The sequence below is a fragment of the Pseudomonas sp. D47 genome, assembly GCF_045447305.1.
Lineage (GTDB): Bacteria > Pseudomonadota > Gammaproteobacteria > Pseudomonadales > Pseudomonadaceae > Aquipseudomonas.
On sequence record NZ_JBJGXU010000001.1, the window covers coordinates 125420 to 139554 of the forward strand.

The 14135-nt window shown below is 59.3% G+C and carries 13 protein-coding genes; 6 read left to right on the forward strand and 7 right to left on the reverse strand.

The window, feature by feature from the left end; genetic code table 11:
- Window positions 1-120: 120 nt before the first annotated feature.
- From dbpA to yccS, 3 genes are all read left to right on the forward strand, one after another.
- The gene (gene dbpA / locus ACI77I_RS00535) at window positions 121-1458 is read left to right on the forward strand and encodes an ATP-dependent RNA helicase DbpA (RefSeq protein ID WP_406996930.1); all 1338 of its coding nucleotides are present in this window, start codon (window positions 121-123) and stop codon (window positions 1456-1458) included.
- A gap of 189 nt (window positions 1459-1647) precedes the next feature.
- Complete coding sequence (locus ACI77I_RS00540; RefSeq protein ID WP_094949551.1) at window positions 1648-2826, forward strand: NAD(P)/FAD-dependent oxidoreductase; 1179 nt, start codon at window positions 1648-1650, stop codon at window positions 2824-2826.
- A 205-nt stretch (window positions 2827-3031) separates the two neighbouring features.
- Window positions 3032-5215 (forward strand): YccS family putative transporter, encoded by a 2184-nt coding sequence (gene yccS, locus ACI77I_RS00545; protein ID WP_094949099.1) that lies wholly within the window; start codon window positions 3032-3034, stop codon window positions 5213-5215.
- Between the two features lie 87 nt (window positions 5216-5302).
- Here yccS and ACI77I_RS00550 read toward each other — a convergent pair whose 3' ends face one another.
- Window positions 5303-6040, reverse strand: a complete 738-nt coding sequence (locus tag ACI77I_RS00550; RefSeq protein WP_406996788.1) for a substrate-binding periplasmic protein — start codon at window positions 6038-6040, stop codon at window positions 5303-5305.
- Window positions 6041-6239: 199 nt separating this feature from the next.
- Between ACI77I_RS00550 and ACI77I_RS00555 the strand changes: the two genes are divergently transcribed.
- Window positions 6240-6692: a GNAT family N-acetyltransferase gene (locus tag ACI77I_RS00555; RefSeq protein ID WP_094949101.1), complete on the forward strand. Its 453-nt coding sequence runs from the start codon at window positions 6240-6242 to the stop codon at window positions 6690-6692.
- Window positions 6693-6806: 114 nt separating this feature from the next.
- Here the strand turns inward: ACI77I_RS00555 and ACI77I_RS00560 are convergent, their stop codons facing one another.
- Genes ACI77I_RS00560 through ACI77I_RS00570 form a run of 3 tightly spaced genes read right to left on the reverse strand, consistent with a single transcriptional unit; the run spans window position 6807 to window position 9771 of the window.
- Window positions 6807-7103 (reverse strand): helix-turn-helix domain-containing protein, encoded by a 297-nt coding sequence (locus ACI77I_RS00560; protein WP_094949102.1) that lies wholly within the window; start codon window positions 7101-7103, stop codon window positions 6807-6809.
- A 19-nt stretch (window positions 7104-7122) separates the two neighbouring features.
- Complete coding sequence (locus ACI77I_RS00565; RefSeq protein ID WP_094949103.1) at window positions 7123-7623, reverse strand: M48 family metallopeptidase; 501 nt, start codon at window positions 7621-7623, stop codon at window positions 7123-7125.
- A 42-nt stretch (window positions 7624-7665) separates the two neighbouring features.
- Window positions 7666-9771, reverse strand: coding sequence for a putative bifunctional diguanylate cyclase/phosphodiesterase (locus ACI77I_RS00570; protein WP_406996789.1), 2106 nt, complete (start codon window positions 9769-9771; stop codon window positions 7666-7668).
- Between the two features lie 310 nt (window positions 9772-10081).
- Between ACI77I_RS00570 and ACI77I_RS00575 the strand changes: the two genes are divergently transcribed.
- Window positions 10082-10747 carry a polysaccharide lyase family 7 protein gene (locus ACI77I_RS00575; RefSeq protein WP_406996790.1) on the forward strand — a complete coding sequence of 222 codons (666 nt, stop codon included), beginning with the start codon at window positions 10082-10084 and terminating at the stop codon, window positions 10745-10747.
- Between the two features lie 173 nt (window positions 10748-10920).
- Here the strand turns inward: ACI77I_RS00575 and ACI77I_RS00580 are convergent, their stop codons facing one another.
- Both ACI77I_RS00580 and ACI77I_RS00585 read right to left on the reverse strand, forming a co-directional pair.
- Window positions 10921-11373 carry a hypothetical protein gene (locus ACI77I_RS00580; RefSeq protein WP_406996791.1) on the reverse strand — a complete coding sequence of 151 codons (453 nt, stop codon included), beginning with the start codon at window positions 11371-11373 and terminating at the stop codon, window positions 10921-10923.
- Window positions 11374-11564: 191 nt separating this feature from the next.
- Window positions 11565-11987 (reverse strand): hypothetical protein, encoded by a 423-nt coding sequence (locus ACI77I_RS00585; RefSeq protein WP_406996792.1) that lies wholly within the window; start codon window positions 11985-11987, stop codon window positions 11565-11567.
- A gap of 635 nt (window positions 11988-12622) precedes the next feature.
- Here ACI77I_RS00585 and ACI77I_RS00590 point away from each other — a divergent pair.
- On the forward strand, window positions 12623-12916 hold the full coding sequence (locus tag ACI77I_RS00590) for a fructose-bisphosphate aldolase (protein ID WP_406996793.1): 294 nt from the start codon (window positions 12623-12625) through the stop codon (window positions 12914-12916).
- A 60-nt stretch (window positions 12917-12976) separates the two neighbouring features.
- Here ACI77I_RS00590 and fba read toward each other — a convergent pair whose 3' ends face one another.
- The gene (gene fba / locus ACI77I_RS00595; protein ID WP_003177554.1) at window positions 12977-14041 is read right to left on the reverse strand and encodes a class II fructose-bisphosphate aldolase; all 1065 of its coding nucleotides are present in this window, start codon (window positions 14039-14041) and stop codon (window positions 12977-12979) included.
- Window positions 14042-14135: the final 94 nt, after the last annotated feature.

Consider the following 14135-nt stretch of genomic DNA (forward strand, 5'->3'; position numbering starts at 1 on the left):
GTCTAGAACTTGCAGGGAAATTCCCACGAGACTGGTACACTGCGCGACATTTTGTTTTGCAGAGCCAGTCCCGTGACTACCATCGCCACCGCTTTTAATACTTTGCCGCTCTCCGCCGCCATGCTGGCTAACCTCGACTCGCTGGGTTATGTCGAGATGACGCAGATCCAGGCGCAAAGCTTGCCGGTGATCCTCAAAGGGCTGGACCTGATTGCCCAGGCCAAGACCGGCAGCGGCAAGACCGCCGCCTTCGGCATCGGCCTGTTGAACCCGATCAACCCGCGCTACTTCGGCTGCCAGGCCCTGGTGATGTGCCCGACGCGTGAGCTGGCCGACCAAGTCGCCAAGGAAATCCGTCGCCTGGCGCGTGCCGAAGACAACATCAAGGTGCTGACCCTGTGTGGCGGCGTGTCCCTCGGCCCGCAGATCGCCTCGCTGGAACACGGCGCCCACGTCATCGTCGGCACCCCGGGCCGCATCCAGCAGCACCTGCGCAAAGGTTCGCTGGTGCTGGACGGCTTGAACACGCTGATCCTCGACGAAGCCGACCGCATGCTCGACATGGGCTTCTACGACGCCATCGAAGACATCATCAGCAAGACCCCGGCGCGCCGCCAGACCCTGCTGTTCTCGGCCACCTACCCGGTGAGCATCAAGCAGCTGGCCTCGAAATTCATGCGCGCGCCGCAGCAAGTGAAGGCCGAAGCGTTCCACTCCGACGACCAGATCGAGCAGCGCTTCTACGAGATTTCTCCGGAAGAGCGCATGGACGCCGTGACCAAGGTACTGGCGCATTTCCGTCCAGCCTCTTGCGTGGCGTTCTGCTTCACCAAGCAGCAAGTGCAGGAAACTGTGGACCACCTGACGTCCAAGGGCATTTCCGCCGTCGGCCTGCATGGCGACCTGGAACAGCGCGACCGCGACCAGGTACTGGCGATGTTCGCCAACCGCAGTACCTCGGTACTGGTAGCCACCGACGTGGCCGCGCGTGGTTTGGACATTGACTCGCTGGACATGGTGATCAACGTCGAACTGGCCCGTGACTCGGAAATCCACATTCACCGTGTAGGCCGTACTGGCCGCGCCGGTGAGACCGGCCTCGCCATCAGCTTGGTGGCGCCGTCCGAAGCGCACCGCGCCCAGGCCATCGAGCAGCTGCACAAATCGCCGTTGAACTGGGACCAGTTGGACAACCTCAAGCCTCAGAGCGGCGGCCCGTTGCTGCCGGTGATGAGCACCCTGTGCATCGCCGCCGGCCGTAAAGACAAGGTTCGCCCGGGCGACATCCTCGGCGCCTTGACCGGTGATGCCGGCATCCCCGGTGCCCAGGTCGGCAAGATCGCGATCTTTGACTTCCAGGCCTTCGTGGCCGTGGAGCGCGGGATCGCCAAGCAGGCGCTGCAGCGCTTGAATGACGGCAAGATCAAAGGCCGTTCGTTGCGCGTGCGGATCCTGTAAAGATCTCAAGCTATACAGAGATCTAAATGTGGGAGCGGGCTTGTGTGGGAGCTGGCTTGCCTGCGATAGCATCACCTCGGTGTACCTGACATACCGAGGTGCCTGCATCGCGGGCAAGCCCGGCTCCCACACAAGCCCGCTCCCACATTTGACTGTATTCCAATTCAGAATTTGTATGAGGACACCGTTTTGCGCTCGACCGAAGTTGTGATCATTGGCGCCGGCGCCGCAGGTTTGATGTGCGCGCTGACCGCCGCCGGGCGTGGGCGCAAGGTGATGTTGATCGACCACGCGAACAAGGCCGGCAAAAAGATCCTGATGTCCGGCGGTGGCCGCTGCAATTTCACCAATATGTACACCGAGCCTGCCAACTTCCTCTCGCACAACGCCCACTTCTGCAAGTCCGCCCTGGCCCGCTACACCCAGTGGGATTTCATAGGGCTGGTGGCCAAGCACGGCGTGCCGTACCACGAGAAGAAGCTCGGCCAACTGTTCTGCGATAACAAATCCAGCGACATCCTCGGCATGCTGCTGGATGAATGCATTCAAGTTGGCGTGAGCATGCACTTGGACACGTCGGTCCAGGAGATTGCCAAGCTGGACGCCGGTTATCAGTTGCAAACAACGTTGGGTGAACTGCGCTGCGAGTCTTTGGTAATTGCCACGGGCGGCCTGTCGATCCCGACCTTGGGCGCTACCGGGTTTGGTTATCAAGTGGCCAAGCAGTTCGGCCATGAACTGCTGCCGACCCGCGCAGGATTGGTGCCGTTCACCATCACCGACCAGCTCAAGGACTTGTGTGGCGAGCTGTCCGGCACCTCGGTGGACTGCCTGGTCAGCTGCAACGACCAAAGCTTTCGCGAGAACATCCTGTTTACCCACCGCGGCCTGAGCGGGCCGGCGATTCTGCAGATCTCCTCGTACTGGGAAACCGGCGACACCGTGGAAATCAACCTGCTGCCCGACCACGACGCCCACGCCTGGCTGCAACAGCAACAGGTCGAGCGCCCCAATAGCGAGTTGAAAACCCTGCTGGGTGAGATCTTCACCAAGAAGATGGCCAACCTGCTGGCGGAAACCTGGTTTGTGTCCAAGCCGATGAAGCAGTACACCCACGCCGAAATCGCCGATATCGCGCAAAAACTCGGCAGCTGGCAACTGGTGCCGGCCGGCACTGAAGGCTATCGCACGGCCGAGGTGACGTTGGGTGGGGTGGATACGCGCGAAGTGTCGTCCAAGACCATGGAGTCGCTGAAAAGCCCGGGGTTGTACTTCATCGGTGAAGTGCTGGATGTGACCGGCCACTTGGGTGGGTTCAACTTCCAGTGGGCGTGGGCTTCGGGCTACGCGGCTGCGCAATACGCCTAAAGGTGTACGCGGTCAAAATGTGGGAGCTGGCTTGCCTGCGATAGCGGTGGTGAATCCAACATCGCTAGCGCAGGCAAGCCAGCTCCCACATTGCTTTTGTGGTGTGCTTGGAAGTTATTTTGCGCAATTGATGTGATCGCTACGCTTGCCGTGGCGTCCTTGATAGCTCAATTTAACGGCATCGTCCCGGAAGACACCAGACTTCATGTCATCGACCTCGTTCAAGCAGTCCATGCGGCGCCTGTGGGCGCTGGATAAATTCAGTTACAGCGTGCGGGTATTCATCGCCCTCACCGGCAGCATGGCGCTGTGCTGGTATCAGGATGAAATGACGCTGCTCATCCCGCTGTTCCTGGGGATCATCGCCAGCGCCCTGGCCGAGACCGATGACAGTTGGCAAGGCCGCCTCAATGCCCTGGCGGTGACGCTGGTGTGTTTCAGCATCGCCGCGCTGTCGGTGGAACTGCTGTTCCCTTACCCCTGGATCTTCGCGATCGCTCTGGCCCTGGCCAGTTTCTGCCTGACCATGCTCGGGGCGCTGGGCGAGCGCTATGGTGCGATTGCCTCGGCGACGCTGATTCTGTCGGTGTACACCATGATCGGTGTGGACCAGCGCGGTGGTGCCGTGTCTGATTTCTGGCATGAACCGCTGCTGCTGGTGGCCGGTGCCGCGTGGTATGGCGTGCTGTCGGTGCTGTGGCAGGCGCTGTTTTCCAACCAGCCAGTGCAGCAAAGCCTGGCGCGGCTGTTTCGCGAGCTGGGGCGTTACCTCAAGCTCAAATCATCGCTGTTCGAACCGATCCGTCAGCTGGACGTAGAAGCGCGCCGCCTGGAACTGGCCCAGCAAAATGGCCGGGTGGTGGCGGCGCTGAATGCGGCGAAGGAAATCATCCTGCACCGCGTCGGTAATGGCCGCCCAGGCTCCAAGGTCAGCCGCTACCTGAAGCTGTATTTCCTGGCCCAGGACATCCACGAACGCGCCAGCTCGTCTCACTACCCGTATAACGCCTTGGCCGATGCCTTCTTCCACAGCGACGTGCTGTTCCGCTGCCAGCGCCTGTTGCGCCAGCAAGGCAAGGCCTGCCAGACCTTGGGCGAGTCGATTCAACTGCGCCAGCCGTTCATTTACGACGACAGCTTCGCCGAAGCCCTCGGCGACCTGAATGCCTCGCTGGAACACCTGCGCGTCCAGAGCAACCCGGCCTGGCGCGGCCTGCTGCGCTCATTGCGCGCCCTGGCGGCCAACCTGTCGACACTCGACCGCCTGCTCGGCGACGCCAGCAACCCCGACGCACTCGCCGACGCCACCGACAGCAACCTGCTGGACCGCGCCCCGCGCAACCTCAAGGAAATGTGGACGCGCCTGCGCACGCAACTGACGCCGACCTCGCTGCTGTTCCGCCATGCCTTGCGCCTGGCCCTGGCGTTAACCATCGGCTACGGCACCTTGCATGCGATTCACGCCTCCCAGGGTTATTGGATCATCCTCACCACCCTGTTCGTCTGCCAGCCCAACTACGGCGCCACCCGGCGCAAGCTCGGCCAGCGGATCATCGGCACCGCCATCGGTTTGACCGTGGCCTGGGCGCTGTTCGACCTGTTCCCAAGCCCCGTGGTGCAATCGCTGTTCGCCATCGCCGCAGGGCTGGTGTTCTTTATCAACCGCACCACCCGCTACACCTTGGCCACGGCGGCGATCACCTTGATGGTGTTGTTCTGCTTCAACCAAGTGGGTGATGGCTACGGGCTGTTCCTGCCACGGCTGTTCGATACCCTGCTCGGCAGCCTGATCGCGGGCCTCGCGGTGTTCCTGTTCTTGCCAGACTGGCAAGGCCGCCGCCTGAACAAGGTGCTGGCCAACACCCTGACCTGCAACAGCATCTACCTGCGCCAGATCATGCAGCAATACGCCGCGGGCAAGAGCGACGACCTGGCCTACCGCTTGGCCCGGCGCAACGCCCACAACGCCGACGCGGCGCTGTCCACCACGCTGGCAAATATGCTGATGGAGCCGGGGCACTTTCGCAAAGAGGCTGACGTAGGCTTCCGTTTCCTGGTGCTGTCGCACACCTTGCTCAGTTACCTGTCGGGGCTGGGCGCGCACCGCGAGACGCAACTGCCGGCCGAGGTGCGTGAACATTTGATCGACGGCGCCGGTAACAGCCTGGCGGCGAGCATCGACGAGATCGCCACGGGGCTGGCCAACAAGCAGCCGGTTGCGATTCAGAGCGATGCTGAGGAAGCGTTGGCGGCGGAGCTGGAACAGATGCCGGATGAGATTGATGAAGGGCAACGGTTGGTGCAGACCCAGTTGGCGTTGATCTGCCGGCAGTTGGGGCCATTGCGCACGTTGGCGGCGCACCTGATCAAAGATACCAGCGCGGCCTAAATCGCTATCGCAGGCAAGCCAGCTCCCACATTGGAATGCGGTTACCTGTGGGAGCCGGGCTTGCCCGCGATGTGGCCCTCAAGCACCCTACATCCCGTGCGCCTTCATCAACCGCGCATAACTGCCATCGACCTTCATCTTGGCAATCTCCCGGTCGAAACTGGCGACAATTTGCTCATGCTCAGGGTTCTTCAGGCTGACCAGAATATGCAGGCTGTTCTCACTCAGCGGCTTGGGTAAAAACTCCACCGTATTGCGCACCCGGGGCGATTCGCGCGCCAGGTAATAGCGCGCAACATATTCATCTTCCAGCGTCAGCTTTACGCGCTGCGCCGCGAGCATGCGCACGGCCATGGCAAAGTTATGCACCGGCACTTTCTGCAACTGCGCATCCTGGTCGAAGGCCGCCGAGTAGGCATAACCGCGCACCACCGCGATGGGCTGGTCGTGCAGTTGTTTCAGGCTCTGATAATCGATGGGATCGTCGCGGCGCTTGATAAAGCGCACACGGTTCAACAGGTATTCCGCGGAAAACTGCCCCAATTGCGTGCGTGAATCGTCGTACCAGGCATTGACCAGCACGTCATAACGCCCGTCGCCCACGCCCATCAGCGCTCGCGCCCAGGGCACCTGTTCGAAATCACTGGCGTAGCCGGCGCGAGCCAAGGCGGTGCTGACGATATCGGTGGCCAACCCACCGTTGACCAAGGTGGCATCGGTGAACGGGGGCCAGGCATCCGCTACCAGGCGCAGACGTTGTGCGACCGCAGGCGTGGTCAGCAGCAACACTCCTATCAAAGCAACGGCACGAGAAAATCGCGGCATGCTTAAAGTCCTTGGCGGGCAGGCAGTGGCCTGATAACAGTAGCTCATCAATGAGCCTGTATTGCAGATTACACAAAGAACTCAGCGGGGATTGCACTGAATGATGGCAAATTGACGCCATTCACAAAAATGACGAATTTAGACAGGGGGGCCCGTCGCGCTTACTATCGGCAACAGCCATTAATTGAGAGAGCACACCATGACGGTTGATTGGGTCTGCAAGCATCACGATGACTTAGGCAAGGAACAGCTGTACGCCATTCTGCGTCTGCGCAGCGAGGTCTTTGTCGTTGAACAGCAGTGCGTTTACCTGGACCTCGACGGGCAGGACCTTTCGGGCGATACCCACCACTTGATGGCCTGGAAAGATGACGAACTGGTGGCCTACCTGCGCCTGCTGGACCCGCAGACCCAGGACGATGATGTGGTGATCGGCCGCGTGATCGTCGCGCCAGTGGCACGCGGCACCGGGCTGGGCCATCAGATGATGGAAGAGGCCCTCAAGCGCATTGAAGATATCTGGCCTGAGACGCCGATCTTTCTGTCAGCCCAGGCGCACTTGCAGGGGTATTACGCGCGGTATGGGTTTGTGGTGGAGGGTGAGCAATATTTGGAAGATGATATTCCACATATTGGTATGCGGCGCGCTTGAGCCCCTTTTCGCGAGCAAGCCCGCTCCCGCATTTAACCGTGTACACCCTTTGAAACGCGGTCGAATGTGGGAGCGGGCTTGCTCGCGAAAGCGTCAGCCCAATCACCGCCACATTCAGGGATAACCCAACACCTGCTTGATCCCCGCCAGGTTCGCCTCGATCCACTTCCGATCAATCGCCCCCCAACTGCGAATCCGATAGTGCCCGGCATGGTTGCGCGCACCGTCTTCCTGCTCGAACTCGCACACGATATCCAGGTCGGCCAGCGCGGCAATCGTGTCCTGCGCCGTGCGCCGAGGCATGCCGGTGGCGTCGGTCAACGCCGGGACGCTGCTGGCTTGCCCGCTGTCGATCAGGTACGCCACATACAGGCGGCGGTAGAAACTGCTTTTGGTCTTGCTCACGTCCATGCTTGATCGCCTACTGAGGTTAGGGCTTGCCCTGCAAGTCGCGATACGTGAGGTACACCCGCAGGTCGAATTCCACCTGATGGTAGCCGGGCATCATGTATTCGCAGAGTTTGTAGAACGCCTTGTTGTGGTCCGATTCCTTGAAGTGCGCCAGCTCGTGCACCACGATCATGCGCAGAAACTCCGGCGCCGCCTCCTTGAACAGTGCGGCAATACGAATCTCTTTCTTGGATTTGAGGTTGCCACCCTGCACCCGTGAAATCGTGGTGTGCAGGCCCAACGCGCGGTGAGTCAGGTCCAGGCGGTTGTCGAACAGCACTTTGTCGATGGCCGGCGCGTTACGCAGGTGTTCCTGCTTCAAGGCCAGGGCGTAGCTGTACAACGCCTTGTCACTCTGCACCGCATGGCGTTCGGGGTAACGTTGTTCCAGATAGGCGCCCAACTGGTCCTTGGCGATCATCTGGCGCACTTGTTCCTGAAGAGCTGCGGGGTAGGCCTGGAGGTATTTCAGCGCGGTCATGAGTTCAGCAACAAGGTTCGAATGGCCGCCAGTGTAGCGAATTCAAAGCGGCCCAGGGTGGGACCAATCGGCCATTTCCTCAGGCCGCAGCAGCTGCGCCGCCCACGGCCCCTGGATAAATGAGCAACCATTGGCCTTGAGCCACTGCGACTGTTCGAGGGTATCCACGCCCTCGGCGATCACCAGCACATCAAAATGCCCGCACAGCTGGATGATGCTACGGGCCATGGCCGCGTCCCGCATCGAGCCCGGCAGGCGCGCCACCAGTTGTGGGTCCAGCTTGAGCGTGTCGAACTCCAGGTCACGCAGGTGGGCCAGGGAACACTGCCCCAAACCAAAGTCATCCAGCGCGATACGCACGCCGACCTGACGCAATAATTTGAACTGCTTGTTGGTTTCTTCAAGGTTACTCATCAGGCTGTCTTCACTGATTTCCACCTCCAACTGCCGCCCCTGCAACCCATGTCGGTCGAGTACCTGCTGCAGCTGGCTGGCCAGGTTGGGCATGTTGAACTGGCTGCTGCTCAAGCTCACGCTCAGCACCAGCTCTTCATGGAAACTCGCTTGCCAGGCTTGCCGTTGGGCGGCGACTTGCTGGTAGATCCAGGCGCTCAACTGGCTGATCAGCCGCGCCTCTTCCAACAGCGGCAAAAACAGGCCCGGCGGCACATCGCCGACACTCGGGTGCTGCCAGCGCAGCAGCGCCTCGACGCCGCGCAAACGCCCGTCCTCCAGCGACACCTGGGGCTGGTACACCAAAGTGAAGTCCTTGTTCTGAATCGCGGTACGCACGCTGTCTTCAAGCATCAGGCGCGAGCGGGCGCGGCCGTTCATTTCCTGATCGTAATAGCGATATTGCTGACGCCCCGCGCGCTTGGCTTCGTACATGGCGATGTCCGCCGCGCGCAGCAGGCCGTTCAAATCCGAGCCGCAGTCCGGGAAGGTCGCAATGCCGATACTGACACCGAGCATTACATCCAAACCGTCGACCTGCTGGCACACAGACACGCGCTCGATCAGTTTTTCCGAAATTTTCGCCGCCTGCTCCGGGAACTCCAGCTCTAACAATGCAGTGAATTCATCCCCGCCCATGCGCCCGAGAATGTCGTAGGAACGCAGACACGCCTGCATCTGCTCCGAGACCCAGCGCAGCACCCGATCCCCAGCATCGTGGCCCAACGAGTCGTTGACCCGCTTGAAACCGTCGAGGTCCAGGTAGAGCAACACCAGCGACAACTCGTTACGCTCGCTGCGCAGCAGCATGTTCTCCACCGCCTGGTGGAAGCCACGCCGGTTCAGCAGCCCGGTCAACGGGTCGGTCACCGCCTGGAACTCCAGTTGCTGATGCAGGTGGCGCACCTCGGACATGTCCAGCACCGTCACCACCATGGCCTTCTGCTCGGCGGGCAAGGGCGCGCAGGACAACGCCACCGGCACCTGCTGGCCGCGCCCGGTGCGCAAAATGGCGTCGTGCTGGCGCCACGTCTCACCCTTGCGATACGCCTCGTACATCGGGAAGCCCAGCCAGGCGGGCACATGGGGCTTTTGCAAGAAACTCAGGAAGCTCTCGCCCTGCAACTCCGCCATCGTGGCGTTAAGCAGCCGCGAAACTGCCGGGTTGGCGTACTCAATCACACTGCCCTCGCCCACCACCAGGATGCCTTCGGCGGCGTTGTCCAGTACCGAGGCATTGAAGGCTCGCGCGGATTCCAGGTCATGGCTCAAGCGCTGCAAGGCCCGGCGGTTACGCTGGTGCTCCAGCAGGGCTTGCACCTTGGGCTTGAGAATATGCGGGTCAAACGGTTTAAACAGGTAATCGATGGCGCCGCTGGCATAGCCTTCCAGCACCGCGGCGGGCGATTGGGCGTGGGCGGTCAGGAAGATAATCGGCGTCATGCGCGTACGTTGGCTGCCGCGCATCAGGCGGGCGACTTCGAAGCCGTCCATGCCGGGCATGCGCACATCCAGCAACACCAGGTCGATTTCGTGCGCCAGCAGCAGCTCCAAGGCTTCAAGCCCCGACGCTGCAGTCATCACGTGCCAATCTTCACGCTGCAAAAGCGCACGCATGCTGACGAGGTTCTCCGGGTAGTCATCTACCACCAAGAGTACCGAACTGCCATCGCCTGGGTGTGGAGCGCAATCCATGCTACGTCTCTTCCTTGAGGGGCTGCACCGGTCACTTCTGATATAAAAACCGGACAAACAATGAGGCCTCACTCTAGCCCCGGTTCCAAAAAAGCAGAAGTGACGTGGGTGCCATCATTGCGCCAAAGCCCTGGAAGCCGACTAACGGTCAAGCCCTACAGGCCACGGTTCATGGGAAACATGGCTTTTTGGCACTCCTCTGACGCCAATAAATTGCCAGTAATCGTTTAACAACCGGACGATCACCGCCTATAAAGAACCTGCAAGGCCCTCGGGCCAAAGCCTTCACCCTCTGTAAAAGGCCAACACCATGATCGACCTTTCCACCTGGAACCTGAGCATTCCGGTCGGCTCGCCGCCCGCGACCATCGACACGCCGAAACTGCTTAGCGGCTTCAAGGATCAGTATTTCCAGGCCGAAGGCAGCAACGTGCAATTCTGGACACCGGTGACCGGTACCCGCACCGAAAACGCCGTTTACCCGCGCAGCGAACTGCGCGAAACCTACGCCGACGGGCGTTTGCGTAACTGGACCTACCCCGACGCCGACAACTTCCTGCGCGCAACCCTGGCCGTCAATCAGGTGCCCTCTTCCGGCAAAGTCGTGATCGGCCAGATCCACGCCTATGACAGCCAAAAACCGCTGATCAAACTGGAATACCAATTCAAGGAAAAAACCCAGACTGGCAACATCATCGCCAAGGTGCGCATGCGCCCGGATGAAGACGAAGGCCGCGTGGTTATCGTGGCCTCCAATGTGCCGCTGGAGAAGAGCTTTACCTATGTGATCAACCTCAATAAGGCCGGCTTGCTGAGTGTGGAGGCCGCTGACGGGCAGTGGAATGAACGCATCGGTGCCGCGTGGGGCGCCAAACCGTTGTATTTCAAGGCGGGGGCGTATGTGCAAGACAACAGTGGGGACAATAAAGAAGGCGCGCGGGTGACATTTGCGAAGTTGGATATTGATCACGAGTAAGCCAGGCTTCAATCGACATAAGCCTCAACCTTTGAACCCAATGATCATTGCATAGCCGACCAACTGTGGGGCGGGCTTTCATCGCCCCCATAGGGGTTCGCATTACGTAAGCAGCCAAGTTCCAACAGGTCGATGTATCTCTACGTAATGGTTTGTTAGCCTGAACGTTATCATTACGGCGCTACCAACGTTATCTGTTTAGGCTGGAAAATATAGACCGTATTGGCGGCGTTTGATGTGAATGAAGCGTTGATTTCAATTAGGCCCGGACCGAGCACTTGCATAGCGGGCATACCCACCAATGTACGCAGTGACCGGCCCACACTGCCCGACAAAAAGGTGTATGAATAATTAAAAACCGCCGAAGGACTACCCGTTGTTAAATTTTGAATATCAACGTCCCACTTATCGCCAGGCTGTGGCGTAACGGGCAATGCAGTGGCGGGTACCGCCAGACCAAAGCCGCCCAAATATTGAAATCGAGCATAGGGCTTATTATATTTGGCGTAGGCAACGTTTGCTGGATTAACTGGATCAAAGCCCAGCTCATCTTCAAGCCTGTCCGTAAAAAAGTCCGAATAATATCCGTCAAGCGCTACTGAAAGTACGCGATATCTGGGCGGCATCCTGCACCTCACCTTGCGACCATGCTTAAACCAGGGTGGTTTACACGATGAACATAGAGACCCGGCACTGAAAAACAACTGGTAAGTTTGACAGTTGATAAAACCAAATAATAAGCGCATGGCAGCCACGTTTTTAGTGACCTACCCTCCTCCTAAAGGAAGCCCTACCAACGCCTGCCAGTGACAGAAAGTTATTCAATGCATATCAACATGAAGCCCATCGATGAATCACCGGCAGGGTTATTATCGCCCACCTTGAGGGTCAAGACATTCACGTAGTTGATCGCGGGCACACTGCCCAACTTCGCATGACCATAGAACACATGCTCAGTGGTACTGACATCGGTTACCGAGACCGAACAGAAGCGTGGCGGCTGTTTAAAGACGCCGGGCACGAAGCGGACTTTGTACTCCGAAAAGTAATCAGGCTGCGCAGTCAACTTTACCTCTTTCAGCCACTGGGGCGATTGCGCAGTGACCTGGCCTTTATCATCAATAGAGGCGGTAAATATCCGACTTTCCGCGCATGCAAAAGACCCTGCGGCTGCCAACGCCAGAATAACGCCAGCGGCTTTAATAAAACCCATCATCAACGCTCCATCATTGAACATCATCAAGGCCTCACCTTAAATGATCCAAGGCCGATAAAAGCGCACTTTCAATGACCTACCAATAAAACAGAAAGGCTGTAGCGCCGCCGGAACATCAACTTATTAGTATTCAGGACAGTTCCGACTGCAAACAACTCAGGAGCGTTTCGATTCGTAGGTAATGTCCGGCAAACCCAAGGACAATTCATGGGGTGATCCAACCTCTTAAACGCACCGCCAGTCCCTGTGGTAGCCCGGCTTGCCCGCGATGGCGGTGGATCAGCCAGTCTTTGCGGCGGCTGACACACCGCCATCGCGGGCAAGCCCGGCTCCCACAGTTGCCCTGCGTCGGTTGAGGGTTAAGTGCTCGTCCTACACGACCGTTGCGGCAAGCCAGATCGGCGCTTATAGTTCCCCCCGTCGCTGGCATTGCCTGGCGATAGGGTTTCGCAGCCCTAACGATACGTGTGTAACCAAGCAGCATGAATGCAACGACGACGCTTCGGCGCCCGGCGTTTATTTTATGGTGGCTGTGTGTGGGAGACCTTCGGGTCTGCCGGGTTCCTCGTATCCTCGGTCTGCGAACCCGCACACAGCTGCCACCCATTCGTTTCGCAGCGAACGGCGGTAGTCCTTTTTAGATACGAGGAATATTTGCCATGACGCCACAACTGCCACCCCGCCGCTTCACCCCATGCACCGAAACCGCAACCGATTACCCCGTACTGTTAATCGACAGCGACGCCCCACTGCTTGAACTCCACGCCTGCCTGCGCGAACGCCTCAACGCCGCCCTCGAACACCTCAACCTGATCGCCTGCTCCAGCCTGCCGGACTTCGCCGAGCGCGACCTGAACAACGTGGCCAACACCGCGCGCATTCTGGTGCAGGACGTGAGTGATGTGTTCCGGGTGATTGAGCACCGCGGCTTCGATACACCTGACGCGGCCTGATCAAATCCCAGCAACAAAAAAGCCCGCATCGCTGCGGGCTTCTTTTCAAACGCCTTAGGCTCAGTTCACCTTAGCGTTCAACTCACCTTTGAGGTAACGCTGGTACATCGCTTCCAAGGAGATCGGCTTGATCTTCGAAGCATTACCGGCCGTACCAAACGCTTCATAACGCGCGATACATACATCACGCATCGCGGTCACGGTGGCGCCGAAGAATTTACGTGGGTCAAATTCGCTCGGGTTGGTAGCCATCAGGCGACGCATCGCACCGGTGGACGCCAGGCGCAGGTCGGTGTCGATGTTGACCTTGCGCACGCCGTACTTGATGCCTTCGACAATTTCTTCAACCGGTACGCCGTAGGTTTCTTTGATGTCGCCGCCGTACTGGTTGATGATCGCCAGCCACTCTTGCGGTACCGAGGAAGAACCGTGCATCACCAGGTGTGTGTTCGGGATGCGTTTGTGGATTTCCTTGATACGGTCGATAGCCAGCACGTCGCCGGTAGGCGGCTTGGTGAACTTGTAGGCGCCGTGGCTGGTGCCGATGGCGATGGCCAGGGCGTCCACCTGGGTCTTCTTGACGAAGTCAGCGGCTTCTTCCGGGTCGGTCAGCATCTGGCTGTGATCCAGCACGCCTTCGGCGCCGATACCGTCTTCTTCGCCGGCCATACCGGTTTCCAACGAACCCAGGCAGCCCAGTTCGCCTTCAACCGAAACGCCGCAGGCGTGAGCCATGGCCACGGTTTGTTGGGTAACGCGTACGTTGTACTCGTAGTCGGTTGGGGTCTTGCCGTCTTCGCCGAGGGAGCCGTCCATCATCACAGAGCTGAAGCCCAGTTGGATGGAGCGCTGGCACACGTCAGGGCTGGTGCCGTGGTCCTGGTGCATGCACACCGGGATGTGCGGGAATTCTTCGATCGCGGCGAGGATCAGGTGACGCAGGAAAGGCGCGCCAGCGTATTTGCGGGCACCGGCCGAAGCCTGGACGATCACTGGGGAGTCGGTCTTGTCAGCGGCTTCCATGATGGCGCGCATCTGCTCAAGGTTGTTGACGTTAAAAGCTGGGACGCCGTAGCCGAACTCGGCTGCGTGGTCCAGCATTTGACGCATGCTGATAAGTGCCATTGTGTTGTCTCTCCCGATCGAGGGTCGTTAATCGTGCAAGCCTGCCGTAGCGGCGGCTGCTATTCAAGTTATTGCAGATCAAGGGGTTAAGGCT